This window comes from uncultured Eudoraea sp., assembly GCF_947490415.1.
In the GTDB taxonomy this organism is placed as follows: Bacteria; Bacteroidota; Bacteroidia; order Flavobacteriales; family Flavobacteriaceae; genus Eudoraea.
This window is the reverse complement of the sequence record NZ_CANLGX010000005.1, coordinates 13,201-37,245: the sequence shown is the minus strand read 5'-3', so window position 1 is coordinate 37,245 and position 24,045 is coordinate 13,201. Positions and strand designations below refer to the sequence as shown.

23 protein-coding genes are annotated in these 24,045 nt (G+C 36.6%); 12 read left to right on the top strand and 11 right to left on the bottom strand.

Annotated features, from left to right (window positions below; translation table 11 throughout):
• The first annotated feature begins 4 nt into the window (after positions 1 to 4).
• Positions 5 to 748: an RNA methyltransferase gene (locus Q0874_RS13845; protein ID WP_299164044.1), complete on the top strand. Its 744-nt coding sequence runs from the start codon at positions 5 to 7 to the stop codon at positions 746 to 748.
• Between the two features lie 51 nt (positions 749 to 799).
• Here Q0874_RS13845 and Q0874_RS13840 read toward each other — a convergent pair whose 3' ends face one another.
• The gene (locus tag Q0874_RS13840; protein ID WP_299164043.1) at positions 800 to 1,498 is read right to left on the bottom strand and encodes a porin family protein; all 699 of its coding nucleotides are present in this window, start codon (positions 1,496 to 1,498) and stop codon (positions 800 to 802) included.
• A 4-nt stretch (positions 1,499 to 1,502) separates the two neighbouring features.
• A complete protein-coding gene (ubiE, locus tag Q0874_RS13835) occupies positions 1,503 to 2,231 on the bottom strand; it encodes a bifunctional demethylmenaquinone methyltransferase/2-methoxy-6-polyprenyl-1,4-benzoquinol methylase UbiE (RefSeq protein ID WP_299164041.1) in 729 nt (242 codons plus the stop codon).
• A gap of 245 nt (positions 2,232 to 2,476) precedes the next feature.
• Here ubiE and trkA point away from each other — a divergent pair, with 245 nt between their 5' ends.
• Together trkA and Q0874_RS13825 are read left to right on the top strand one after the other, a co-directional pair.
• A complete protein-coding gene (trkA, locus tag Q0874_RS13830) occupies positions 2,477 to 3,826 on the top strand; it encodes a Trk system potassium transporter TrkA (RefSeq protein WP_299164039.1) in 1,350 nt (449 codons plus the stop codon).
• 35 nt (positions 3,827 to 3,861) lie between these two features.
• Positions 3,862 to 5,319, top strand: coding sequence for a TrkH family potassium uptake protein (locus tag Q0874_RS13825; protein WP_299164037.1), 1,458 nt, complete (start codon positions 3,862 to 3,864; stop codon positions 5,317 to 5,319).
• A 34-nt stretch (positions 5,320 to 5,353) separates the two neighbouring features.
• On the opposite strand, the gene Q0874_RS13820 is transcribed toward Q0874_RS13825, so the two are convergent.
• Positions 5,354 to 6,538: a pyridoxal phosphate-dependent aminotransferase gene (locus tag Q0874_RS13820; RefSeq protein ID WP_299164036.1), complete on the bottom strand. Its 1,185-nt coding sequence runs from the start codon at positions 6,536 to 6,538 to the stop codon at positions 5,354 to 5,356.
• Between the two features lie 13 nt (positions 6,539 to 6,551).
• Entirely contained in the window at positions 6,552 to 7,655 is a 1,104-nt protein-coding gene (locus Q0874_RS13815; RefSeq protein ID WP_299164035.1) for an acyl-CoA desaturase, read from the bottom strand.
• Positions 7,656 to 7,776: 121 nt separating this feature from the next.
• On the opposite strand from Q0874_RS13815, the gene rsmG reads away from it, so the two are divergent.
• Positions 7,777 to 8,418 carry a 16S rRNA (guanine(527)-N(7))-methyltransferase RsmG gene (gene rsmG, locus Q0874_RS13810; RefSeq protein ID WP_299164034.1) on the top strand — a complete coding sequence of 214 codons (642 nt, stop codon included), beginning with the start codon at positions 7,777 to 7,779 and terminating at the stop codon, positions 8,416 to 8,418.
• A 416-nt stretch (positions 8,419 to 8,834) separates the two neighbouring features.
• Here the strand turns inward: rsmG and Q0874_RS13805 are convergent, their stop codons facing one another.
• From Q0874_RS13805 to Q0874_RS13785, 5 genes are all read right to left on the bottom strand, one after another.
• On the bottom strand, positions 8,835 to 9,809 hold the full coding sequence (locus tag Q0874_RS13805) for an ABC transporter substrate-binding protein (RefSeq protein ID WP_299164033.1): 975 nt from the start codon (positions 9,807 to 9,809) through the stop codon (positions 8,835 to 8,837).
• Positions 9,810 to 9,993: 184 nt separating this feature from the next.
• A complete protein-coding gene (gene pruA / locus Q0874_RS13800) occupies positions 9,994 to 11,622 on the bottom strand; it encodes an L-glutamate gamma-semialdehyde dehydrogenase (protein WP_299164032.1) in 1,629 nt (542 codons plus the stop codon).
• An 85-nt stretch (positions 11,623 to 11,707) separates the two neighbouring features.
• The gene (gene apaG / locus Q0874_RS13795) at positions 11,708 to 12,094 is read right to left on the bottom strand and encodes a Co2+/Mg2+ efflux protein ApaG (RefSeq protein ID WP_299164030.1); all 387 of its coding nucleotides are present in this window, start codon (positions 12,092 to 12,094) and stop codon (positions 11,708 to 11,710) included.
• A 501-nt stretch (positions 12,095 to 12,595) separates the two neighbouring features.
• Positions 12,596 to 13,201, bottom strand: a complete 606-nt coding sequence (locus tag Q0874_RS13790) for an HD domain-containing protein (protein WP_299164028.1) — start codon at positions 13,199 to 13,201, stop codon at positions 12,596 to 12,598.
• A gap of 289 nt (positions 13,202 to 13,490) precedes the next feature.
• A complete protein-coding gene (locus tag Q0874_RS13785; RefSeq protein ID WP_299164026.1) occupies positions 13,491 to 14,735 on the bottom strand; it encodes a DUF5103 domain-containing protein in 1,245 nt (414 codons plus the stop codon).
• 152 nt (positions 14,736 to 14,887) lie between these two features.
• Between Q0874_RS13785 and Q0874_RS13780 the strand changes: the two genes are divergently transcribed.
• From Q0874_RS13780 to Q0874_RS13745, 8 genes are read left to right on the top strand one after another with little or no spacing between them, the layout of a single operon-like run.
• Positions 14,888 to 16,237, top strand: a complete 1,350-nt coding sequence (locus Q0874_RS13780; protein ID WP_299164024.1) for a Na(+)-translocating NADH-quinone reductase subunit A — start codon at positions 14,888 to 14,890, stop codon at positions 16,235 to 16,237.
• A gap of 2 nt (positions 16,238 to 16,239) precedes the next feature.
• Positions 16,240 to 17,514, top strand: coding sequence for an NADH:ubiquinone reductase (Na(+)-transporting) subunit B (locus Q0874_RS13775; protein WP_299164023.1), 1,275 nt, complete (start codon positions 16,240 to 16,242; stop codon positions 17,512 to 17,514).
• Between the two features lie 2 nt (positions 17,515 to 17,516).
• Positions 17,517 to 18,266 carry a Na(+)-translocating NADH-quinone reductase subunit C gene (locus Q0874_RS13770; RefSeq protein ID WP_299164021.1) on the top strand — a complete coding sequence of 250 codons (750 nt, stop codon included), beginning with the start codon at positions 17,517 to 17,519 and terminating at the stop codon, positions 18,264 to 18,266.
• 2 nt (positions 18,267 to 18,268) lie between these two features.
• On the top strand, positions 18,269 to 18,916 hold the full coding sequence (locus Q0874_RS13765) for an NADH:ubiquinone reductase (Na(+)-transporting) subunit D (protein ID WP_299164020.1): 648 nt from the start codon (positions 18,269 to 18,271) through the stop codon (positions 18,914 to 18,916).
• Between the two features lie 21 nt (positions 18,917 to 18,937).
• On the top strand, positions 18,938 to 19,684 hold the full coding sequence (nqrE, locus tag Q0874_RS13760) for an NADH:ubiquinone reductase (Na(+)-transporting) subunit E (RefSeq protein WP_299164019.1): 747 nt from the start codon (positions 18,938 to 18,940) through the stop codon (positions 19,682 to 19,684).
• A complete protein-coding gene (gene nqrF, locus Q0874_RS13755; protein ID WP_299164018.1) occupies positions 19,681 to 20,988 on the top strand; it encodes an NADH:ubiquinone reductase (Na(+)-transporting) subunit F in 1,308 nt (435 codons plus the stop codon). Before nqrE ends, nqrF begins: the two co-directional genes overlap by 4 nt.
• A 58-nt stretch (positions 20,989 to 21,046) precedes the next feature.
• Entirely contained in the window at positions 21,047 to 21,415 is a 369-nt protein-coding gene (locus Q0874_RS13750) for a Na(+)-translocating NADH-quinone reductase subunit F (protein ID WP_299164017.1), read from the top strand.
• Positions 21,393 to 22,424 carry an FAD:protein FMN transferase gene (locus Q0874_RS13745; RefSeq protein ID WP_299164016.1) on the top strand — a complete coding sequence of 344 codons (1,032 nt, stop codon included), beginning with the start codon at positions 21,393 to 21,395 and terminating at the stop codon, positions 22,422 to 22,424. The genes Q0874_RS13750 and Q0874_RS13745 overlap by 23 nt, the downstream gene beginning before the upstream one ends.
• Here the strand turns inward: Q0874_RS13745 and Q0874_RS13740 are convergent, their stop codons facing one another.
• Both Q0874_RS13740 and map read right to left on the bottom strand, forming a co-directional pair.
• Entirely contained in the window at positions 22,425 to 23,189 is a 765-nt protein-coding gene (locus tag Q0874_RS13740; RefSeq protein ID WP_299164015.1) for a class I SAM-dependent methyltransferase, read from the bottom strand.
• A gap of 14 nt (positions 23,190 to 23,203) precedes the next feature.
• Positions 23,204 to 24,022, bottom strand: a complete 819-nt coding sequence (map, locus tag Q0874_RS13735) for a type I methionyl aminopeptidase (protein ID WP_299164014.1) — start codon at positions 24,020 to 24,022, stop codon at positions 23,204 to 23,206.
• Between the last annotated feature and the right edge of the window lie 23 nt (positions 24,023 to 24,045).

Sequence of the window (24,045 nt, the reverse complement as noted above, 5' to 3'; positions counted from 1 at the left end):
TTGAATGGTTGTTAAAAGTCAATTAAAATTTATAAAAAGCTTATATCAAAAAAAGTACCGAATTCAAAACGGACTTTTTGTGGCAGAGGGGAAAAAGGTCGTTTCAGAGCTTTTGAGTTCTAAATTTAAGACCCATAGTATCTACAGTGCCGATCCCGAATTTAGGACAAAAAACAAAGTAGAAGTTCATTATATTTCAGAAAAGGATTTATCAAGAATAAGTTCTCATAAAAGTCCAAATAAAATATTGGGAATTTTTGAAATTCCTGAACCAACAGCCATTAACTTTTCTGATTGGGTGGTTGTTTTAGATGCTGTACAGGACCCGGGAAATCTGGGAACCATCATAAGGTTATGCGACTGGTTTGGAGTAGCACATTTGGTTTGTTCTCCCGATACCGTAGATTGTTATAATCATAAAGTCTTACAAGCAACTATGGGTTCTATTGCCAGGGTTAATATTGTTTATACCGATATTACCGCACTACTTGAAGAAAACAATAGTGTTGCTTATGGCACATACATGAATGGGAATTCTGTATACTCGACAAATCTTCCTGAAAAGGGGTTATTAATATTGGGGAATGAAGGCAAGGGCATATCTCATAAAGCAGGCCTTCTGATAGATCATGAAAACAGAATAAGTATCCCTCAATATGGCAAAAAAACTACTGAAAGTTTAAATGTTGCAACTGCCACAGCCATTTTCTTAAGTGAAATTAGAAGAGACAAAAGTTCAACTATTTAATAGATAAGATTTGGAAGTAGAAAAACCCCCAGGCCTTTAATATACTTTTGTTTATTCAAAAGTAAAATTCACGAAAACCCCTCTGGTTTTCATTGCATCTATATTTCCGGTCCATGGACTGTTTGGATCATTGTCAGGGACTAATTCATTACTGAGAGCAAAGACCCCTCTTATAGAAGGGGAAAATTTAAAATATTCTGTGTAGAAATCAATTCCAAATCCAATTTCCCAGTTATAGAGTGTTTTTGTCATTCGAAAAGTACCACTGCTGTTATCGTCAAGACTAGCCTCATTACTACCCAAATTTAAAGAAGCAGACGCACCACCAATAATATATGGTTTCCAGTTGCCAAATCTTCTGGCACTTACTTTTAAAAGTAAGGGAAAATTGATATAGGTAGATTTTACATCTCTTAGTGCATCATTTGGATCGGCAAATCCTTTATATCCTAAAGTTCGTTTAGTGTAAAACAGTCCGGGTTCAAAGCGAAGGTCCAAAAATTCATTAAGCCTCAATTCACCGATCAGACCTACATTGAAACCAATAGATTTTTCTACCAAAACATCATCCAGGTCGTTTTTGTATTCAAATTTGAAGTCATATTGATTAAATCCTAGAAAATATCCCCAATTTAATAATGCTTTATCTTCATTTTCAAGATTTATGATGGGTTTTTCTTTAAATTGAGCATGCATTGGACTAGTGACCAGCAGTAAGATACCTATCAGAAAAAATAAGATATATTTCATTCTTCTATTTTGTAGCTATATATATAGATGCCACTCCAAAAGTCTGTGGCCTGTTCTCCATAGCTATAAACCCAATTTTCCCTAAAATATTGTTGAAGGCCTGGCCGTATGGAAAAACTGCAGCAGATTCCGAAAGATAGGCATAGGCAGAACGGTCTTTGGAGAAAAGTTTGCCAATTAAGGGAAGGATGTTTTTAGTATAAAACCAATACCCCTGCTTAAAAGGAGATTTGGTGGGTACGGAAGTCTCGAGGACTACGAACGTACCGGAAGGTTTTAAAACACGATATATTTCGGATAAGCCTTTTTCAAGATTTTCAAAATTCCGAACCCCAAAAGCCACGGTAACTGCATCGAAGCTGTCATCCTCAAAAGGAAGGTTTTCACTATCTCCAACAATCATTTTTATAGTGGTATTTAAATCTTTATCTGCCACTTTCTTTTTTCCCACCTCCAGCATTCCCCTGGAAATATCCAAACCTATAATTTGTTCTGCTCCAGTTTTAACCAAATTAATAGCTAAATCTCCTGTTCCAGTTGCAATGTCGAGGATATTTTTTGGGTTTTTCTTCTTTAAAATCTTTACTACCCTGTTTCTCCATTTGATATCAATTCCAAAAGAAATTACCCGATTTAAGCCGTCATAGCTACCGGAAATTGTGTCAAACATTTGTGTGACCTGTTCTTTTTTTCCAAGCGTAGATGTCTTATAAGGTTTTACTTTTTTGGGCATAAGGTAAATTTTCGGGCAAAGATAATATAAAGCCTGCTTCGAGAATGGGTATTAATAGAGATAATCTAAATTGATTTGATGTCCATTTTTGCATGCCAAGTTAGACATTAATCAAAATAAAATTGCGTAATTTTGACATTGCAAACTTTGCAAATACAACGTACATGAGCTTCGATGGCTTATATTATATAAAAATAGCTCCTTTACGCAACATTCGGACTCTTGATAATTAATAAAGACTAAAGATGAGAATTATTATTGCGGGGGCAGGTGAAGTAGGTTTTCATTTGGCAAAACTTTTATCTTATGAATCCCAGAACATTACTTTGATTGATTCCAACAAGGAAAGTTTAACCTACGCAGACAATCATTTGGACATAAAGGTTCTAAAAGGTGATGCAACTTCAATTTCTATATTAAGGGAGGCTAAAGTTGAAAGTTCTGACCTTGTAATTGGCGTAACTTCTTCTGAAACAACTAATATTACCCTTTGTTTATTAGCTAAACAAATGGGGTGTAAAAAAACGATTGCAAGAATTTCTAATATTGAATTCATCGATAACAAGGAACTGATTAGATTTTCTGAAATGGGCATTGATGAATTGATCTCGCCTGAAGAGCTTGCCGCCACAGAAATTCAGCTTTTACTGAATCAGTCCGCTTTTTTTGACACTTACGAATTTGAGGCAGGGGCGTTAATAATGGTTGGTGTTACCTTGCCTACGGGGGCCCCTTTCATTGGCAAATCTGTCAAAGATGCAGCAAATATATTTCCTGGATTACATTTTATGCCTATTGCGATGCAACGGGTTGGAACCCAGTTTACACTTATTCCCAGGGGCGATACAGTTTTTAAAGACAAGGACCAGGTGTATTTTGTAACTGACAAAGAAGGAGTGGATGAACTTTACAAGCTTACCGGTAAAACGAAGGAAGACATAAAAAATGTTATGATTTTAGGAGGAAGTAAAGTCGGTTTTAATACGGCCCGAGATCTTTGTGCTAAAAAATTTAATGTAAAATTAATAGAAAAAAACAAAGAAAAGGCTTTTGACATATCTGATAGTCTGCCTAATGTACTGGTAATAAATGGCGATGGTAGGAATGTTGAGTTATTGGATGAGGAAAGTCTGGAATCTATGGATGCATTTATTGCGGTTACCGGAAATTCTGAAACTAATATTATGTCTTGTCTGATGGCGAGATCCAAGAACATCAAAAAAACTATCGCTCTCGTTGAAAACATGGACTACTTTCAACTCTCACAGTCCATTGGTATTGATACTTTAATTAACAAGAAATTACTCGCTGCAAATAATATCTTTAGATATATAAGAAGGGGTGAGGTTGTGGCTCTAACCCGATTAAATAACTTAAATGCCGAAATCCTGGAATTTGAAGTAAAAGCTACCTCAAAGGTAAATGGAGAAATTATACGCGAACTGGAATTCCCAAGAGCAGCTATTATTGGTGGTGTTGTTAGAAATGGTAAAGGAAATATTGCCCTGGGAGATTTTAGGATTCAGGAAGGCGATAGGGTAGTGGTATGCTGTCTGCCAGATTCCATTTCAAAAATTGAAAGGCTCTTTATATAATGACAGGGTTAAATTATAGAATAATAATCCACCTCATGGGATTGCTGTTATTATTTAATGGCGGTTTCATGCTAATTGCTGCCTTGGTCAGCGGTGTTTATAATGATGGTGCTACTCTAGATATTACATTGGCCGCAATAATCACTTTATTATTGGGAATTCTGGCTATGTTTTATACCAGGGGTCATGATAAAGAAGTAAAAAAGAAAGAAGGTTATATTATAGTTACCCTTGGTTGGATTGTGATGTCTGCCTCTGGAGTAATGCCCTATATTTTTTCCGGAGCCATTCCCAGTATTACCAATGCATTTTTTGAAACTATTTCAGGATATACTACCACAGGGGCTTCAATTCTTGATGATATTGAATCTATTCCCAAGGGGATTCTCTTTTGGCGTAGTCTCACCCATTGGATAGGCGGTATGGGTATTATTGTTCTGGCCATTGCCATTCTTCCTTTATTGGGAATTGGGGGAATGCAATTATTTTCAGCCGAGGCGCCTGGCCCGAGTGCAGATAAGTTGCATCCAAGGATTACCGACACGGCCAAAAGGCTTTGGTTAATTTATGTGGGATTTACCGCGGCAGAAACACTTTTACTCAAAGTTGCCGGGATGTCTTTTTTTGATGCGCTAAACCATTCCATGGCTACATTATCCACGGGCGGATTTTCTACTAAAAATGCCAGTCTGGCGTATTGGAGCAACCAACCTCTTATTCAATATATTGTCATTGTCTTTATGTTTCTTGCAGGCAGCAATTTTGTGTTGAGTTATTTTGCATTTAAAGGGAAAATTCAAAGAGTACTCAGGGATGAAGAGTTTAAATTCTACGGTATTTTTATTATTATTTTCACATTGATCACCGCCGTAGTAGTATATTTTATGGCTAATGTTGAGGTGTCTGACTATTACCCTATGCCATTTGGCGAAGGGGAGAGCTCCTTCAGGCATGCTTTATTTCAGGTAATTGCAGTGATTACGACAACAGGATTTGTCACGGCGGATTTTACCGCCTGGACACCATTTTTAACCGTTTTCTTTTTTGGACTGATGTTTATGGGAGGCTCAGCTGGATCCACAGCAGGTGGTATTAAAGTAATGAGGCATTTGTTAATTATTAAGAATGGGCTTTTGGAATTTAAAAGAACCTTGCATCCAAGTGCAATTATTCCTGTAAGGTTTAATAATAAAACGGTTAGCGAACATATTGTATATAACGTTATTGCCTTCTTTGTCCTTTATATGTTATTATTTATAATTGGGGCCCTTGTTCTTAGTCTTTTAGGTCTGGATTTTATTTCTGCAATTGGAGGTGCAGCATCCTCACTTGGAAATGTTGGACCCGCATTTGGCAGTCTGAATCCCGTAAGCAATTACAATAGTTTACCGGCCCTGGGAAAATGGTGGTGTGGTTTTCTTATGCTAGCCGGAAGGCTGGAATTATTTACTGTTTTAATACTTTTTAATCCCTATTTCTGGAAAAAGATATGATATTTCAGAAATTCGATTAATACTAAAATAGGATTTAGACTACTGCTTTTATTCTTTTTACAGCTTCCCTTAATTCGTCTTCCGAAGCAGCATAGGAGATTCGGATACAGTTTGGATTGCCAAATGCCTCACCGGTAACGGTGGCCACGTTGGCGTTTTCCAACAGATATAAAGCAAAATCAGATGCGTTATTGATTGTAAAGCCGTTAAGGGTCTTTCCAAAGAAACTTGAAATATCAGGAAAAACATAAAAAGCACCTTCCGGGACATTTAAATTAAATCCGTTTATTTCTCCCAAAAGCTGTAATAAGAGATCTCGTCTTTTATGAAATTCATCAATCATGAATTTAATTTTACTAACGGGAGCATTTAAGGCCTCAATGGTAGCGCGTTGTGCAATAGCATTTGCACCGCTGGTGATTTGACCCTGAAATTTCGTACAGGCCTTAGCGATCCATTCAGGCGCTCCTATATAACCAATTCTCCATCCCGTCATAGCAAAGGCTTTAGACACACCATTTACAGTAATGGTTCTGTCATACATCCCATCAATTGTAGCAATACTTTCATGTTTACCCCTGAAATTAATATGTTCGTAAATTTCATCGGATACAACCAGGATCTCCGGGTATTTTTTTAATATGTGAGCAATACCTTCCAACTCCTCTTTATTATAAACAGATCCACTCGGATTACAAGGTGAACTAAACCAAATCATTTTTGTTTTGGTAGTGATGGACGCCTCTAATTGTTCAGGGGTCATTTTAAAATCTGTTTCTATGCTGGTTGGAACTTCAACAGGAACACCTTCTGCAAGCTTCACAATATCACTATAGCTTACCCAATAAGGAGCAGGTAATATTACTTCGTCTCCTTTATTGATTATCACCATTGCTACGTTAGCAAGAGATTGTTTTGCCCCTGTAGATACAACTATTTGGCTTAACCCGTAATCCAGATTATTATCCCTTTTAAATTTATTAGAGATGGCCTGTTTAAGATCTGCGTACCCATCTACCGGGGAGTAACTGCTATAGTTCTCATCAATAGCTTTTTTTGCTGCATCCTTGATAAACTCAGGGATATTGAAATCCGGTTCTCCTAAACTTAACCCTATGATATCTTTCCCCTGGGTTCTTAATTCTCTGGCTTTTGCGGCCATAGCTAAAGTGGCCGAAGTAGACATGTTTTTAATTCTATCGGATAAAAGGTTGCTCATTCTTGCGATAAATTTACTGGTACTGTAATGTAGGCTTTTTGCCTAATTCTTTTAAGTGTTTGAAATGCGAAATTATAGCTTTTCTTGTAGTTTTATACTCGTTATAAGGTAAATTAAATTCCTTAGCCGTCTGTTTAACAATTTTAGAGATTTTTGTGTAATGAATATGGCTGATATTTGGAAAGATATGATGCTCTACCTGATGATTTAACCCTCCGGTAAACCAATTTACAATTTTGTTTTTAGTTCCAAAGTTAACAGTTGTGAGCAATTGATGAATGGCCCAGGTATTTTTCATGGTGCCATCTTTTTCAGGTAAAGGTGTTTCTGCCTCATCCACAACGTGCGCTAATTGAAAAACAACGCTAAGAATTACACCCGCCACATAGTGCATAATAAAAAATCCAAGTAAAATTTTCCACCAAGCTATGTCTAAAACTAGCATAGGTAATACAATCCATATGGTTATATAAATCAATTTAGTAGCCACTAAAACACTCCAGTTTAGGAAAGGATTCGGAAACTTACCGTAAGACAACTTACGTTTCGTATAGCGGTACATTTGCATAAAATCTGTTGTTATTGCCCAATTAAAGGTTAACAACCCATAAAGGAATAAGGAATAATAATGCTGAAACTTATGAAACCTGTGCCATTTGGCATGTTCTGAAAAACGCAATATTCTTCCTGCTTCAAGATCTTCATCGTGAGAATGAATATTTGTGTAAGTATGATGTAAAACATTATGTTGTACCTGCCAGTTATAGACATTTCCAGCAAGTATATAAATACTACTCCCCATTAGTTTATTCACCCACTTTTTAGTTGAGTAAGATCCATGGTTTCCATCGTGCATCACATTCATGCCAACGCCTGCCATTCCAATTCCCATGGTAATGGTTAATAATAAATTTGCCCAATTAGGTAAATTCAAAGTCAAAATTATAAAATAAGGAGCCAAAAAAAGACCAAACATAATGGCAGTTTTAAAATACAACCGCCAGTTTCCGGTTTTCTTTATTTCATTTTCCTTAAAATAATCATTAACTCTTTTATTCAGGGTTTTGAAGAACTGTGCCGAATCTTTTCGAGAAAATTTAATCGTGGTTGAATCCATATGCAGAAATCATTTGTGTAAATATAACGTAATATCTTGCTTTTTAATACCCTTCCTGCTCCATAAATTAAAAGGGGGTTATTGGGGAATGTATTATTTTTGGCAAAATACAAAGGTACATATGCAAGCTGATATAATATTTAAATATTTTCCCAATTTATCTGAAATTCAAAAAGAGCAATTTATACGCCTTGAAGTTTTATATAAAGACTGGAATGAAAAAATAAATGTAGTATCCCGAAAAGACATAGAGGAACTCTATTTGCGTCATGTGCTTCATTCCCTGGGGATAGCTAAAATTCAACCTTATAAAAAAGGAGCCTCTATTCTAGACGTAGGAACCGGTGGTGGTTTCCCGGGAATTCCTCTCGCCATACTTTATCCAGAGTCCCATTTTACATTGGTGGACGCTATTGGTAAGAAAATAAAAGTTGTGGAAGAAGTGGTAGCCGGCCTTGAACTAAAAAATGTTACTACCTGTCACAGAAGGGTTGAGGAACTGGATGATCAGTATGATTTTATTGTTAGCAGGGCAGTAGCGGCCATGCCTACCTTTGTTAGATGGGTTCAGGGCCGTATCAGGAAAAAATCTATACATGAACTAAAAAACGGCATCCTATATTTAAAGGGAGGCGACCTGACTGAAGAGTTAAAAGACTATAAAAATGTACAGCTATTTGAGTTGTCCGAATTCTTTAAAGAGGACTTTTTTAGGACCAAAAAGGTGGTCTATTTGCCAATGAAGTATAAAGGCAAAAGTTAAAGCGTCAACATCATATTGAATGAATACCTGCAATTTTCCGCATAGGTTTTGACGTAGCTGACTATTTTTTTCAATCTTATTTTATTTGACTTTACATCGGCATTCGCTTTCATAATCTTGATTTAGAGTTAGGTACAACTTAATATTTTAAATTTAATTTACAATTAATTAACGTTAAATTTACATTAAAATTGTGAAATAATAAATATAAGGCCTGTAAAACATTGAAAATCAAGTATTAAATTAAAAAATGGAAGTAAATTATAATTTCAGTATAGAATCTGAAAAGTAGCTTTTTACTTTAAAAAACGAACATATTTCAGATTTGACAACATTGTAACGCAGAGATATATTTTTAAGTGAACTTACTTACTCAAATAAAATTCAGTGCTTACGGAGATAATAGACAGATTGCCTTAGAACTTCAATTTTAAACCGTTGGATGGAGAATTATTCATATTAGCCGCCTTAATAATGTCAGTTTTATATTTAGCCGGAACGACCTGCCATCCATCATAAACTTCTCCGTTTATATAATACCTTTCAGTACTTTCGGTCATAGCGGTTTCAGTCATTAATTTATAGTAAGAAGCGGGTGCTTCTCTGCCTGCACTATCTCCATGCATGACCAGTTCAAGAACTCCATCGCCGTCAACATCCGACTGAATCCAATTCAATTCCAGTATTTTATTATAAGTGCCATCAGACATCATTGTAATAATATTGCTATTAAAGTCCTCAATTATTTTTTGCGCATTCGGCATATTCTTTAAAACGGCAAGATGGAGGGGTTGAATCATAAAGGCCTCGCTGCCAATTTCTAGAAATCTGCTGATATCATTTAATTGATAGTTTAGTAAGTAGGATATAAGCAATTCATCTACCAGAATATAATCTGTCTTGAATGTTAATAATTTCTCCAGATTTTCCTGATCACTCTTACCGGGAATAAGTACAACATCTAGTGACGTATATACAGAAGCCCCATAGGCATAGCCAGAAATGATTGCAATTTTTTTATCTTTTAATTCTTTTAAGGATTTTGCACTTACATCACTTCCTTTTCGGCCCACTAAAATCAAACGGTTTTCAAGATATGGTTCAGAATAAAGCAAATAGTTTTCCCGGTCTTCCGTTTTCCATAAGGCGGCACTTCCGTGGTAAGTCCCTGTATTTATGCCGTCCAACACCTCGGTAAACCCTGTAATGGTCAGGTCTGTTTGAATGCCTCCGCGATTCAGGGCCTCCTTCACAATTTCTAGAGCGAAGCCTTTCTCACCTTCTACATCTGTAAATGGAGGATAGATATCAGAAGCCAACTTTATATTCTGATTCTGCGAATGCATAATTAAACTGGAAAAAGTGAGGAAAAGTAGCAGCAATTTTTTCATGGTAGTGTTTGGTTAACGGTAAAAAGCACCATAAGATAAATCAACCAACTCTGAAATTATGTTAAAAAAAGAAGCAAATATTATTTCTAACAGATTTTTTAAATATAGCAAACTTAGGCTCTTCAACTTTTCAGTATCAAAGCCTTATTTGTTCAAAAAACCAAGATTAATTGCTTTATCTTTTTTAACCCAAAAACGGATAGCGATAATCTTCAGGAGTCACAAAAGTTTCTTTAATCAACCTCGGTGAAACCCATCGAAGCAAATTTTGAGCAGAACCTGCTTTGTCATTTGTCCCTGAAGCCCTGGCACCACCAAAGGGTTGCTGCCCCACAACAGCTCCTGTTGGTTTGTCATTTATATAGAAATTACCAGCACAGTTTTGGAGTGCTTTCGTGGCTTCATCTATTGCATATCTATCTTTTGCCAAAACAGCCCCTGTAAGAGCATATTCAGAGGTAGTATCAACCAATTTTAGAGTTTTGGACCAATCTTTATCCTCATAGACGTAAATTGTAACTACAGGTCCAAATAATTCGGTTTCCATAGTTGAATAATGAGGATCTGTGGTTAGTATTACTGTAGGTTCTATAAAATAACCCTTGGACTTATCATAATTGCCTCCAGCAAAAATACTAGCAGTCTTATCTTTTTTAGCCTGATCGATATAGGAAGCTAATTTGTCAAATGATCCTTCATGTATTACAGCAGTAATATAGTTACTCATATTTTCAGGAGATCCGGGAGGATTGAATGATTCGACATCCTGCTTTACCAATTCCAAAATTTCCACCGAAGTAGACTTTGGCAAATATACACGTGAAGCAGCACTGCACTTCTGGCCCTGGAATTCAAAGGCACCGCGTGTAATTGCAGTAGCTACCTGTTGAGGTTTTGCTGTTGGGTGTGCAATTATAAAATCCTTACCGCCGGTTTCACCAACAATTCTTGGATAGGTTTTATAGCGGTCTATGTTATTCCCTATCTGTTTCCATAAGGATTTAAAAACATGGGTGCTTCCTGTAAAATGAATTCCCGAAAAGTCGGCACTGGCTAAAATGGTGTCTGTAATCATTACCGGATCACCGTAAACCACATTGATTACACCATCTGGCAGTCCAGCTTCCTTAAAAATGTCCACAATAACTTTGGCCGAAAAAATTTGGCTGTCACTGGGTTTCCATACTACTACATTACCCATCATAGCCGCACTTGCCGGAAGATTACCCGCTATTGCCGTAAAGTTAAAAGGAGTAATTGCATAAACAAACCCCTCCAGAGGTCTGTATTCCACCCTATTCCAGATCCCTTCAGATGATTCAGGTTGTTCTGCATATATCTGAGCCATATAGGATACATTAAACCGGAGGAAGTCGATAAATTCACACGCGGCATCAATTTCCGCCTGATGAATTGTTTTTGACTGTGCCAACATGGTAGCTGCATTAATTTTAGCCCTGTAAGGCCCGGCAATAAGATCTGCAGCTTTTAAGAAGATACTGGCTCTTTGTTCCCAAGGTAAAGAGGCCCATGCGACTCTGGATTTGAGGGCATTATCAATTGCCAAACTAACATGACTTTTTTCGGCAAGATGATACTTGCCCAAAATGTGTTTATGATCATGCGGAGGTGACATTGTTCGCGTATTCGATGTTGTTATTTCATCACTTCCAATATATAAAGGAACTTCAATACTTCCATTGAAATATTCTTTATATTGCTTTAAAACCTCGTCTCTTTCCGGAGTGCCCGGAGCATAACTTTTTATTGGTTCATTAATAGCCAGCGGGACTTCAAAAAAACCTTTACCCATAATCACTTTTTGTTAGTTAAAATTTCATGTCAAAGGTACTAAAACCCCAAACGTTTATAAAATTTAAAGAAGGTAAAAGGAATCATTAATTCAGAGCGAAGGGTGCACTGAATTTAAAAGAAGGAATGTAAACTCTGAACTTTTCATTAGTGGTGAAATTTACCATATTATAATGGCCTTTCATTGCTCCAATAGGAGAAGCAAGAAGGCATCCGGAGCTGTAAGTGTGAGATTCTCCCGGTTTAATAACCGGTTTTTTTCCAATAACTCCTTCACCGTCTAAAACTTCAAAGTCATTTAAAGCATCATATATTTGCCAGTGTCTGGAAGTTAATTGAACAGAATCCTTACTTTGATTTTCTATACTAATTGTATAACCAAAAGCAAAATGCATTTTATAGTTTTTAAAGAACGTGCCTTCAAAACTAGTATTTACTGAAATTTTTATGCCTTTGGTTACTTGAGTAATCATCTTTTTCATGCTAAAAAATAACGGTATTTCTCAACATGAGTAGCATATCCGTTATATCTGCTAAAATAAAAAAAATCGCATTAGGCCAGCTTTATTTAACAATAGTTTTAAATATAAGCTTAACGTAAAAACTTTCTTAAAATCATTTTTCAAGTAGGAAGAAAAACCAAATTTCCATCAACCCTCCTAAAATAAAAAATATAGTTCTAAGTAAACTTAGGTGCCCAAGATAGATAATAGGAACTGATTATGAAAACTTAAGATTAGATTATCGGTGTATGTATATTTTTTTCTGATGAATTTCTTCCTTATATACCCTGAAATATAGGTAATTGATGGGTTTTACTGATTAATAACGATCTAAATTATAATTCAAACATGATGGAAGATCATATTAAAAATGATAAAATAGAATTTAAAGAAGATAACGGACTCCAACTTTAATTTAAGCTTCGTCGTAAAGTTTGCGATGATAATTACAGGTGTTCATATAAAATATCATTAAAGATTGGCTGCTAATCTAAGAGATTTGAGTTCCTTTATGTTTTCAAATTTTAATTTCTGACGATTCTTCTTAGCAAAATCGGTATGAAATTTATGGTTTTCCAAAAACCAAATTTGTAGGTCTAACCACTCAATTTTATTAGAAACGATGTCGAAATGCAAATATTCGTTGAATAGTTTAGTGCTAATTTCATCATAGTCTTTTCTTCCTAAATAGTCTAAATCGGCATCCGCCAAAATTTCTTCATAGAAAGTCTTTGGTTCTTGAGGTACCTTTGTAGCCCTTATCATTCCATTTACAATTTCCACCTCTTTGCTGTTAAGAATAGGGCTTAAAAATGGTTTTATGGCAACAATGCTCCGTTCTTCATGATCTATTGAAGATTCTATATAACCATAATCATGGCAGATAGCGGCAATCCGCAGAAGTTTAGCCATTTCTTCCGGAATATCGTAATATTCAATATAGTCATTACAGACGTTGGCAACATCTATAATATGATCCATAGAATGGTAAGAAAGATAATTGGGAAGCTTTTCTTTTAACTGCTCAATGATCTTAAAACATATTTTTGGATATGAATTTTTGTTACGAAGAACCATTTATCCCTAACTTCAGAATTATAAGTGTATAGATTTAAACCCAATGTTATGAAAATTATTGTAATTACTCGGTTTTTATATTAGGAAATTTTAATAAAGCACCTAACTAAATAATTAAAAAACAACATTTTACAAAAAAATTTCTCACTATATAAGCAGGATCCATAAATTAAATTGTAAGTACATTTTTTACCTTTACAAAAGACAATTTTAAGTTTTACGAGTTATTCGTTTTCAATAATTGTTTAAGCTTATCAACCTCATGTTTGCCAGGATTAATAAAAAGTGACTAATTGGTAATGTTTTCAGAGTTTGTTGAGCCTATTCCAATTATGCTGTCATATAAATCGCCGAAATTTCTGTAATAAACAAGTATTAAATAATTGTTTTCCGTAAAATTAAAATTACCACAAATTTTGTTGAGGTCTATCGTGCCATCCTCACTTTTAAGGACATATTTATAGTTGTAAAACCCCTGTTTAATTTTTATTATTGCTTCCATATTTCCAGTTTCGGAATTGTAAGTCATTTTGTTCTCTTCCTCAAGGGCATAGTTGTTGAATTTACCATAGACATAAACCTCATTTAATCCAATATCCATAGTATATGGAAGGCTAAAATGAATCATTGTGTATTCTGATTCTCTGGATGGATCATCGCCTTGTAAGGTGCGAATTACAAAATCGCCATTAATATCAGGATAATAGGTGTATGCCTTGTCATATCTATAGTCGTCTGTAAAAAGGTAATGATGGTAAAGTTCTTTGTATTCAATACGGGAAATAGCAGAGGTAGGAGCACGTAAATCACTGGTATCAAAATTGAGGAATTCATTCCCTCCAAAAAAACTGGTTTCAGTATCATATTTATAAGCCAGCGCATTGCCCAGTGTAAATTGAGGGGGTACATCTGTAATTGCGTTAGACCATTGATAATTTTGAAGTATAACAATTTTCACTTCTTTTACGGGATTGACAAGTTGAAGATTGAATGGGGTAATAGTAAATTGTACAGATTGCTTTTGATTTAGAAAATCAAAATTTCTTGAATTCCTGGTCGTGGCTGCAACTTTGGCCAAATCCGCGTAAACCACGAATCGTCTTGAAAATTGAAGTTCGTAACTGGAATTATAAATTTCGAGTACATAATTACCGCTGACTTTTAAACTCACGACTTTATTGGGAATGGTCAAACGATAATTGGAATAGGCCTCGAGAGTATTGAAACTGTTGCTGTAATTAATAATCCTTTGGTTGTCTGTGCCTCTAAGGTATTGAGACTTTAGTAGTTCAGATGGCGTCCAATCATAATTACAATAAACAATTTTATAATAATAGTCTTGTTCACTTGCGGTCAGATCATCAAACTCGAGATAAATTGGATCTCCTAATTTAATAACGGGGAACTGATCATCAGTTGGTCCCTTAAAAATAATAGTCTTTATATTTTCAGGCGGGTGCACCTCTTCCTGAGTCTGCGAAAATAACTGGGTTGTAAGGAAAAAGAAGAATAACTGTTTAAGAAATAAACGCATTTTTAGCCTGTTTTTGAGATAAAGGTAAACAAAATGCATACCCAAAAAAGTCATATCGGTATAATGCCCAAAATTATAGTTAATAATTATGAAAACAGTGTCATAAGTACTATTTTTGGTCGAAATTTTGATAAACTAAATGTTTACAATTTATGTCTAAAGACATTAGGATCAAGAAAGGCTTGAACATAAATCTTGTCGGTGCTGCCGAACAAAATACATCTAAAGCAGTTTTAAGTAATGTTTACGCCATCAATCTCCTAGATTTTCATGGAATAATGCCCAAAATGTTAGTGAAACAAGGGGCAGAGGTAAAGGCAGGTGAGCCATTATTTTATAGCAAAGATAACCAGGACATGCTTTTCGCTTCTCCAGTAAGTGGAGAATTAATCGATATAACCAGAGGTGCGCGCAGAAAAATTCTGACCATAAAAATTCTTGCCGATAAGACCCAGGACTATCTGGAACATCCCAAAATGAGTCCAGAGGCTGATTCGGAAGAAATCAAGTCTCTACTTCTTAAATCCGGGTGCTGGCCATTTATCAGGCAACGTCCTTATGATCATATTGCAGATCCGGCAGCTACTCCCAAGGCAATTTTCATATCGGCCTATGTTACCGCCCCTTTGGCGGCAGACGTGGATTATACCCTAAAAGGAAAAGAAGAAGAATTACAGGCTGCTTTAACTGCTTTGTCAAAACTTACCCCGGGAAAGGTTCATGTTTCCGTTGGGAAAGGATCCAATTCTCCGTTTGCTAAACTAGATCATATAGAATTACATAAAGTGTCTGGACCACATCCAGCCGGATTGGTGGGCACCCAAATAAATAAATTAGATCCTATTAATAAAGGTGAAGTAGTCTGGACCATTACACCTCAAGATCTTGTTATAATTGGCGAGTTACTTTTAACGGGTAGATTTAATGCCCAGCGCACTGTTGCTCTTGCCGGTTCAGCGGTAAAATCTCCTAAATATTTTACGACAAAAATCGGAGCAGAGATAGCAACATTTTTATATGCCAGTGGCGTGAAAGATGAAAAATTTCGCGTGATTAATGGCGATGTTCTCACCGGGAAAAAAACGAGCCCGGATGGATATCTTGGTTTTTATAACAATACGGTAAGTGTAATTCCTGAGGGGGATGATTACGAATTTTTTGGATGGAACAAACCGGTATTTGATAAAATATCTGCTACAAGAGCGTTAACATTTTCATGGTTACAACCCAACAAAAAATATGATCTTGATACAAATACAAATGGAGAACACAGGGCATTTGTAGTCACGGGCATGTATGAGGAAGTATTTCCGTTAGACATATATCCACTTCAGCTATTAAAGGCATGTATGGTTAAAGATTTGGATGAAATGGAACAACTTGGTTTGTATGAGGTTATTCCTGAAGATTTTTCATTGACTGAATTTATTTGTATTTCGAAACAACCACATCAACAGATAATTCGTGAAGGATTGGATTTATTACAAAAAGAAATAGGATAAAAATGAGCAATAAACGATTGACCTTTAAGAAAAGATTGCATATTTTAAAACACAGGTTTAGGGGTAAAAAGATGGCTCCGGCCTTTAATGCCTTTCATACATTTTTGTTTTCTCCTGATGAAACTACACATACAGGTTCTCACATAAGAGCTGCTGACGATTTAAAGCGTACGATGAATACGGTAATCATGGCGCTGATTCCTGTGCTGTTATTTTCATTTTTTAATACGGGATATCAACATTATTCCGCGATTAATGGTTTCCCGGATAATTTTGCGGTTATGGATCATTTTCTTACCTGGGATAATTTCTGGTTAGGATTTGTATTGGTTATGCCGCTTGTTATTGTCTCATATGGTGTAGGATTGCTAATTGAATTCATTTTTGCAGTTATTAAAGGTCATGAGGTAGAGGAAGGTTATCTGGTAACAGGTATGCTGGTTCCACTAATTGTGCCTGTTGATACGCCCCTGTGGATGTTAGCCGTTGCAGTTGTGTTTGGTGTAATTATAGGGAAAGAGGTTTTTGGAGGTACAGGAATGAATATACTGAATCCGGCTCTAACAATAAGGGCTTTTTTGTTTTTTGCTTACCCCACCTGGATGAGCGGAGATAAAGTATGGGTGCACGGTGCTGTTGAACGCGCGGGTACTGCGGATGCCATTTCAGGTGAAACTGTCCTTGGATATCTGGCTCAGAACAATACCAGTGATTTTTCTTATTCAGTATCTGATATGTTTTTTGGTTTTATTCCTGGTTCAGTAGGGGAGACCTCTGCTTTTTTAATATTACTTGGTGGTCTTTTTCTGGTTTTCAGTAAAATAGCCAGCTGGAGAATCATGGTAAGTGCAGTTGCTGGTGCTCTGGTTATGGGACTTATCTTTAATGGGGTAGTAGATGCAGGTTGGATTGGTGAAGGAAGCACTTTTTATGGATTGATGAGCTTTGATTTTTGGAAACACTTGATAGTAGGTGGCCTTGCATTTGGTATAGTTTATATGGCTACAGATCCGGTAACAGGATCCCAAACCAATAGGGGTAAATGGATTTACGGTTTCCTGATAGGATTTATCTCGGTAATGATACGCGTATTTAACCCGGCATACCCTGAAGGCGTATTCCTTGCAATTCTCTTAATGAATGTTTTTGCGCCAACTATTGATCACTATGTAGTTAGGGGTAATATCAGACGAAGGATGAAGCGCTTGAAGCAAGCAACTATTTTTCCGAAAAGTACAGAAGGAAAAGCAAAAGAACTTAAGGTTGAAACATTATAATTATGGCATTTAATAAGGAAAATAATAGTTATACCATAATCTTTGCTGCTATAATGGTTATTGTTGTTGGATCAATCCTGGCATATCTTGCCTCGGCACTAAGTGGCAAAATTAAGGAGAATGAAAGATTCGAAAAGCAGCAGAATATTCTCTATGCCATGGGGGTGAATGAAAATAAGGATGAGGGCAGTGTAAATTTCGTACCCACGGATAAAGTAGAAGCCGAGTTTTCAAAGTATATCACAGAACAACTTTTAATAAGTGGAGATCAAATAACGAAGAATGATGAGGCGTATCTTATTGACCTTAAAAAACAAATTGCGGCCATAAAGAAAGGTGAATCTGCGGAGCTTCCGCTTTTTATAGGTGAAAAAGAAGGAAAGAAATATTATATCATTCCCATGTATGGTAAAGGGCTTTGGGATGCTATTTGGGGCTTTATAGCGCTCAATGAAAATATGGTGGTCCAGGGGGTTTACTTTGATCATAAAGGAGAAACACCGGGACTCGGGGCGAATATAAAACAGCGTTATTTTATGGACGATTTTACCGGAGAGTCAGTATTAGACAATGGTCAGTTTAAAGGTATCGCTGTGGCTAAAGGCAATAATGATCCGGTAAACAATACAAAGGATGACAATGAGGTGGATGCCCTGGCAGGAGCAACTATAACAGGGAACGGTGTTTCAGCCATGATTAGGGAAAGCGTAAATTTATATAAGGACTATTTAGAAACTATTAGAGTTAAATAAAAATGGCACTACTTTCAAAGAAGGATACAAACCTCATTTTAGATCCACTTGCGGATAACAACCCAATTACCATTCAGGTGCTTGGTATTTGTTCTGCCCTTGCTATTACGGCAGAATTGCAGGCTTCTGTAGTTATGGCCATTTCTGTTCTTTTTGTTTTAGGAGTTGGGAATGTTGTTATTTCTCTATTGCGAAATATCATTCCTACTAAAATCCGGATTATTGTTCAGCTAATAGTTGTTGCCACATTGGTTATTATTGTTGATCAGGTTCTGAAGGCTTTTGCATATGAATTGAGTAAGACACTTTCCGTTTTTGTCGGTTTAATTATTACAAACTGTATCATCATGGGTAGGTTTGAAGCCTTTGCCTTAGGCAACGGACCCTGGAAGGCTTTTTTAGACGGTATTGGAAATGCCTTAGGTTATGGAATAATTCTGATAATTGTAGGCTTTTTTAGAGAGTTATTGGGATCAGGAACTTTATTTGGATTTAAGGTTTTTGGAGATCCGGTATCTAAAACAGGATTGTACGCCACCGGCTACGAGAACAATGGATTTATGATTATTCCCCCGGCAGCGCTGATAGTTGTTGGAATAATTATCTGGGTACAACGATCCAGGAATAGGGCACTTATAGAGGAAAACTAATTTACTTTTTAAGAGAAGATTATGTTAGAACATATTGAATTATTTTTTAAATCCATCTTTATAGACAACATGGTCTTCGCCGTGTTTTTAGGGATGTGTTCATATTTGGCTGTGTCCAAAAAAGTAGCCACTGCTGTTGGATTGGGAGCTGCAGTAATTTTTGTACTGGCAGTAACGGTACCCCTTAATTGGTTATTAGACCAATACCTCTTAAGAGATGGTGCCTTAGGATGGCTTGGCCCTGAATATGCTGATTACAATTTAAGTTTTTTGTCATTCATTCTTTTTATTGCAACCATAGCCACTATGGTACAGTTGGTAGAAATTGTGGTTGAAAAATTCTCGCCTGCCTTATACAATTCCCTGGGTATATTTTTGCCATTGATTGCAGTTAACTGTGCTATTTTGGGGGGATCTCTTTTTATGCAATCAAGAGAGATTGAGACCTTAGGTTTGGCTTTCAATTATGGGGTTAGTTCGGGAATAGGTTGGTTTTTGGCTATTTTGGCAATTGCGGCTATTCGTGAAAAGATAAGATACTCAAATGTTCCGGCACCTTTAAGAGGCCTTGGAATTACCTTTATTATTACAGGATTAATGGGGATAGGTTTTCAAAGTTTTGGTGGTATGCTTACCGGTGGAGATGAAGCTCCAGCTGCGGTAGAGGAAACTACAGCGGAAAAGATTGAAGAGAATAAAGTAATAGTTGATGAAGAACTGGATGAGAAAGAGATTTCTTATAACGACCTAATAAAAGAAGAGGAATGATATTAGCTACAAGCACCTTAGGGACTATAACAATTACGGTTATTGCTTTTATGATATTGTTGTTACTACTGGTGACACTTTTACTTTTTACTAAAGAAAAGCTTTCTCCATCAGGTCCTGTAACAATAACTATTAATGGAGAAAAAAAGGTACAAGTTGCCTCCGGGAGTTCTTTACTTTCTACTTTAGGTAATCAAAAGATATTTCTTCCTTCAGCTTGCGGTGGAGGTGGTACCTGCATTCAATGCGAGTGTCATGTCTTGTCTGGTGGTGGCGAGGCACTTCCTACAGAAACACCTCATTTTTCAAAAAGAGAATTGACTGAAGGTGCAAGATTGGCATGCCAGGTTAAGGTTAAACAGGATATGGATATTACTATTCCTGAAGAAGTATTTGGTATTAAAAAATGGGAAGGGACCGTTGTGCGTAATTATAATGTGGCATCATTCATTAAAGAATTTGTGGTAGAAATACCTGAGGATATGGGTTATAAAGCCGGAGGGTATATTCAAATTGAGATTCCACCCTGCGAGATAAAGTATTCCGATATAGATATTACGGCCCACCCTGAAGAGCATGAGACACCTGATAAGTTTCAAAATGAATGGGATAAATTCAACCTTTGGCCTTTGACAATGAGAAATAACGAGGTGGTTGAGCGAGCGTATTCAATGGCGTCTTATCCTGCAGAAGGCAGGGAAATAATGTTAAATGTTCGAATTGCCACCCCACCATGGGACAGGTCTAAGAACGGTTGGATGGATGTAAACCCTGGGGTTGCTTCTTCTTATATTTTTGCTCAAAAACCGGGTGATAAAGTTACCATCTCCGGACCATATGGTGAATTTTTTATCAATGAGTCAGATTCGGAAATGCTATATGTTGGAGGGGGTGCCGGGATGGCACCGATGAGGTCTCATTTATATCACCTTTTTAAAACCTTAAAAACTAACCGTAAGGTTACGTACTGGTATGGAGGTCGTTCAAAAAGGGAACTATTTTATATTGAACATTTTAAAGAATTAGAAAAAGAGTTCCCGAATTTTAAATTTTATATGGCACTCTCAGAACCGTTGGAAGAGGATAACTGGAAAGTTAAGGAGAGCCTGGATGCCCCCGGTGATGGATTTGTTGGGTTTATTCATAATTGTGTCATAGACAATTATTTAAATAATCATGAATCCCCTGAAGATATTGAACTCTATTTTTGCGGGCCGCCACTTATGAACAAGGCCGTTCAAAAAATGGGAGAAGATTTTGGTATTCCGGATGAACATATACGTTTTGATGACTTTGGAGGCTAATTATTTTAACAGCATATAATTTAAAACCGATATTGATCAATATCGGTTTTTTTGATAAATGAATAATAAGTTGCAGGCGCTAACCGAACAAGAATTGCATAACCTGGCAATGAATATTGTAGGGAGACAGCTGGAATCTGAAGGATATGAATTCATGGGTGTCAACAGTAAACCTCTAAAGAACCCTCAATTTGTGTGCCTTAAGGATAAACAGCTGTATTTTATTGTTGTGAGGAATGTTGTTTATCCCAATGACCCTGCAATATATGACAAGGGCCTTTTGATGAAAATTAAAAAACAAGCATCCAAATTTGAGGCTAAAACCTATTATGCAGGGGTAGGTTTGTTTAATGCTGAAGATCAAAATCTTCCTGTTTATCTTAATGAAGCTTATCTTGTACAATATGATGGTCTTCTCGAAATTTAGAATCAGGGTGCTTTATCTTTTTCTGCTTGGGGCAGTTATAGCTTCCTGTGGACTTGATTCTGGTACCTATGTTAAAAGCACACACTTTGGAGGTGCGCTGGGTACTTCATATAGTATTACGATCCTATATCCGGAAGAACTCAATCTTGAAAGGGAAATAGATTCTGTATTCAGAGTTATAAATCATTCCATGTCTACCTATTTGCCCGATTCAGATATTTCTAAGATTAACCGGGGAGATTCAGTCATTGTTGTGGATAAGATGTTTCGGGATGTGTTTGAACTTTCAAAAGAAGTTTATTCCAATACCAATGGTTATTTTGATCCCACGGTTGGCGCTCTTGTAAACGCATGGGGATTTGGCCCGGGAAAACAGCTGGCATTGGATAGTACCAAAGTGGATAGTATTCTGCAATTCGTGGGCTTTGATAAAGTCCGTATAACCGAAGAGGGAAGAGTGATTAAGAATGATTCCAGAATTTTCTTCGACTTCAATGCAATTGCCAAGGGATATGCAATAGACCGCTTGGCTAAACTTTTAGATCAAAAAGATATTGAAAATTATTTAATTGAAGTTGGAGGCGAGATCATTGCCAAAGGCGAGAATAAATTGAAACAAAAGTCCTGGATTGTTGGTATTGATGATCCTCAGATTGAAGAGGGAAGAAGGTTAAAACTCACACTACAGCTTAGAGATAATGCCATGGCGTCATCTGGGAATTATAGAAAATTCCGTGTGGATTCTATCACAGGCAAAAAATTTGTTCATACAATTGATCCTAAAACTGGTTATACCAGGGATGCTAATGTTCTTGCTGTCAGTGTTATTGCAAAAAATTGCGCAAAAGCCGATGCGTATGCAACCGCATTTATGGCAATGGAGTTATCAGAATCGATAAAACTTTTGGACTCCCACAAAGAATTAGATGCTTATATCATTTATATTGATGAAATTGGAGAGGTAAAAGAATTTATGACACCGGAATTCAAAAAGCTGGTAGTATACTGATCATTTGCTTACAACGGGTATGATTTCCCCTTTCGCCAATCTGTATTTTTCTATATCTGAAACTGGCATATCCGATGTGTAATCTACCTCTTTAACTTTAAATCCTGCTTCTTTAAGCCTGTCAAAATAATCACGTCCATAAATACGAACGTGATCGTATTGTCCAAAAATTTTAGTCCGCTCCTTCTTATCGGTAATAGAATCATCTTCATAAGTGACTTCTCTATTAAGATCCTGAGGTATTTGAAAAATACCCCAACCTGAAGGTTTAAGAACACGATAGAGTTCGCTTATTGCTTTTCTGTCGTTCGGGATATGTTCCAATACATGATTGCATAAAATAATATCAAATGAATTATCCTTAAAAGGTAACGCACATATATCTGCTTTCACATCGGCTAGGGGAGAGTTCAGATCTGTAGTCGTATACTCCAGTTGTTTTAGCTTCTTAAATTTTCTATAGAAGGCCTGCTCCGGTGCAAAATGTAAAACCTTGTGCGGTGCGGTAAAAAAATCGGTTTCATTCTTCAGGTATAACCACAAAAGCCGATGTCTTTCAAGGGATAAAGTAGAAGGGGAAAGCACATTTTCCCTGGGGTTTTCATATCCATAGGGAAGGAAACTTTTAAATTGTTTACCATCAATTGGATCTGTATACTTATCCCCTTTAAGTAGCACAGACAGGATGGGTCTTGCCAGATAGCTCAGTTGAATTAATAAAGGCCTGGGTATTTTATTTAGGACATATTTGAATAGTTTTTTCAAAATCCTTTTGGAGATTAGAGTTGAAGCTTCTTTGCCCTAAATTCTTCTTCTTCATCATTTTTTATACCAAGCGATTCATAAATATATTGGAAGGTTGAAAGTAATTCCGGTTTCCCCTGAATAAGAGCCACATTATGCTCAAAATGAGCACTTGGCTTGCCATCGGCAGTTAGGATGGTCCATCCATCACGGAGCTGTTTTATGCGCTTTGTACCCATGTTAATCATAGGTTCAATGGCAACTACCATCCCGTCTACGAATTTTTTTCCTCTTCCACGCTTACCATAATTTGGCATCTCGGGTCCTTCATGGAGCTTTTTTCCAAGACCATGACCTACAAGTTCCCGTACTACGCCATACCCATGGCTTTCACAGTAATTTTGAATTGCAAAACCAACATCTCCAACGCGGTTTCCAGCCCTGAATTCTTTGATTCCTATATAAAGAGATTCCTTAGTAATCCGGAGAAGCTTTTTGGTCTCTTCATCAACATTTCCAACTTCAAACGTATATGCATGGTCTCCGTAAAATCCGTTTTTTAAGGCACCACAATCTACGGATATGATATCCCCATCCTTCAATGGTTCTTTGTTTGGAATGCCATGGACCACCTGTGCATTCGGACTCAGGTTTAATGTATTTGGAAAATCGTACATGCCAAGAAAACCTGGTTCAGCACCTTGATCACGAATATATTCTTCTGCCAATTTATCCAGGTAAAGTCCGTCAACCCCCGGCTTAATTTCAGCGGCCAGCATACCTAAAGTTTTGGAAACTACTAATGCACTCTCTCTAAGAAGTTCAATCTCTTCTAACGTCTTAATAACTACCATTATGCAAATTTAATACATTCCAC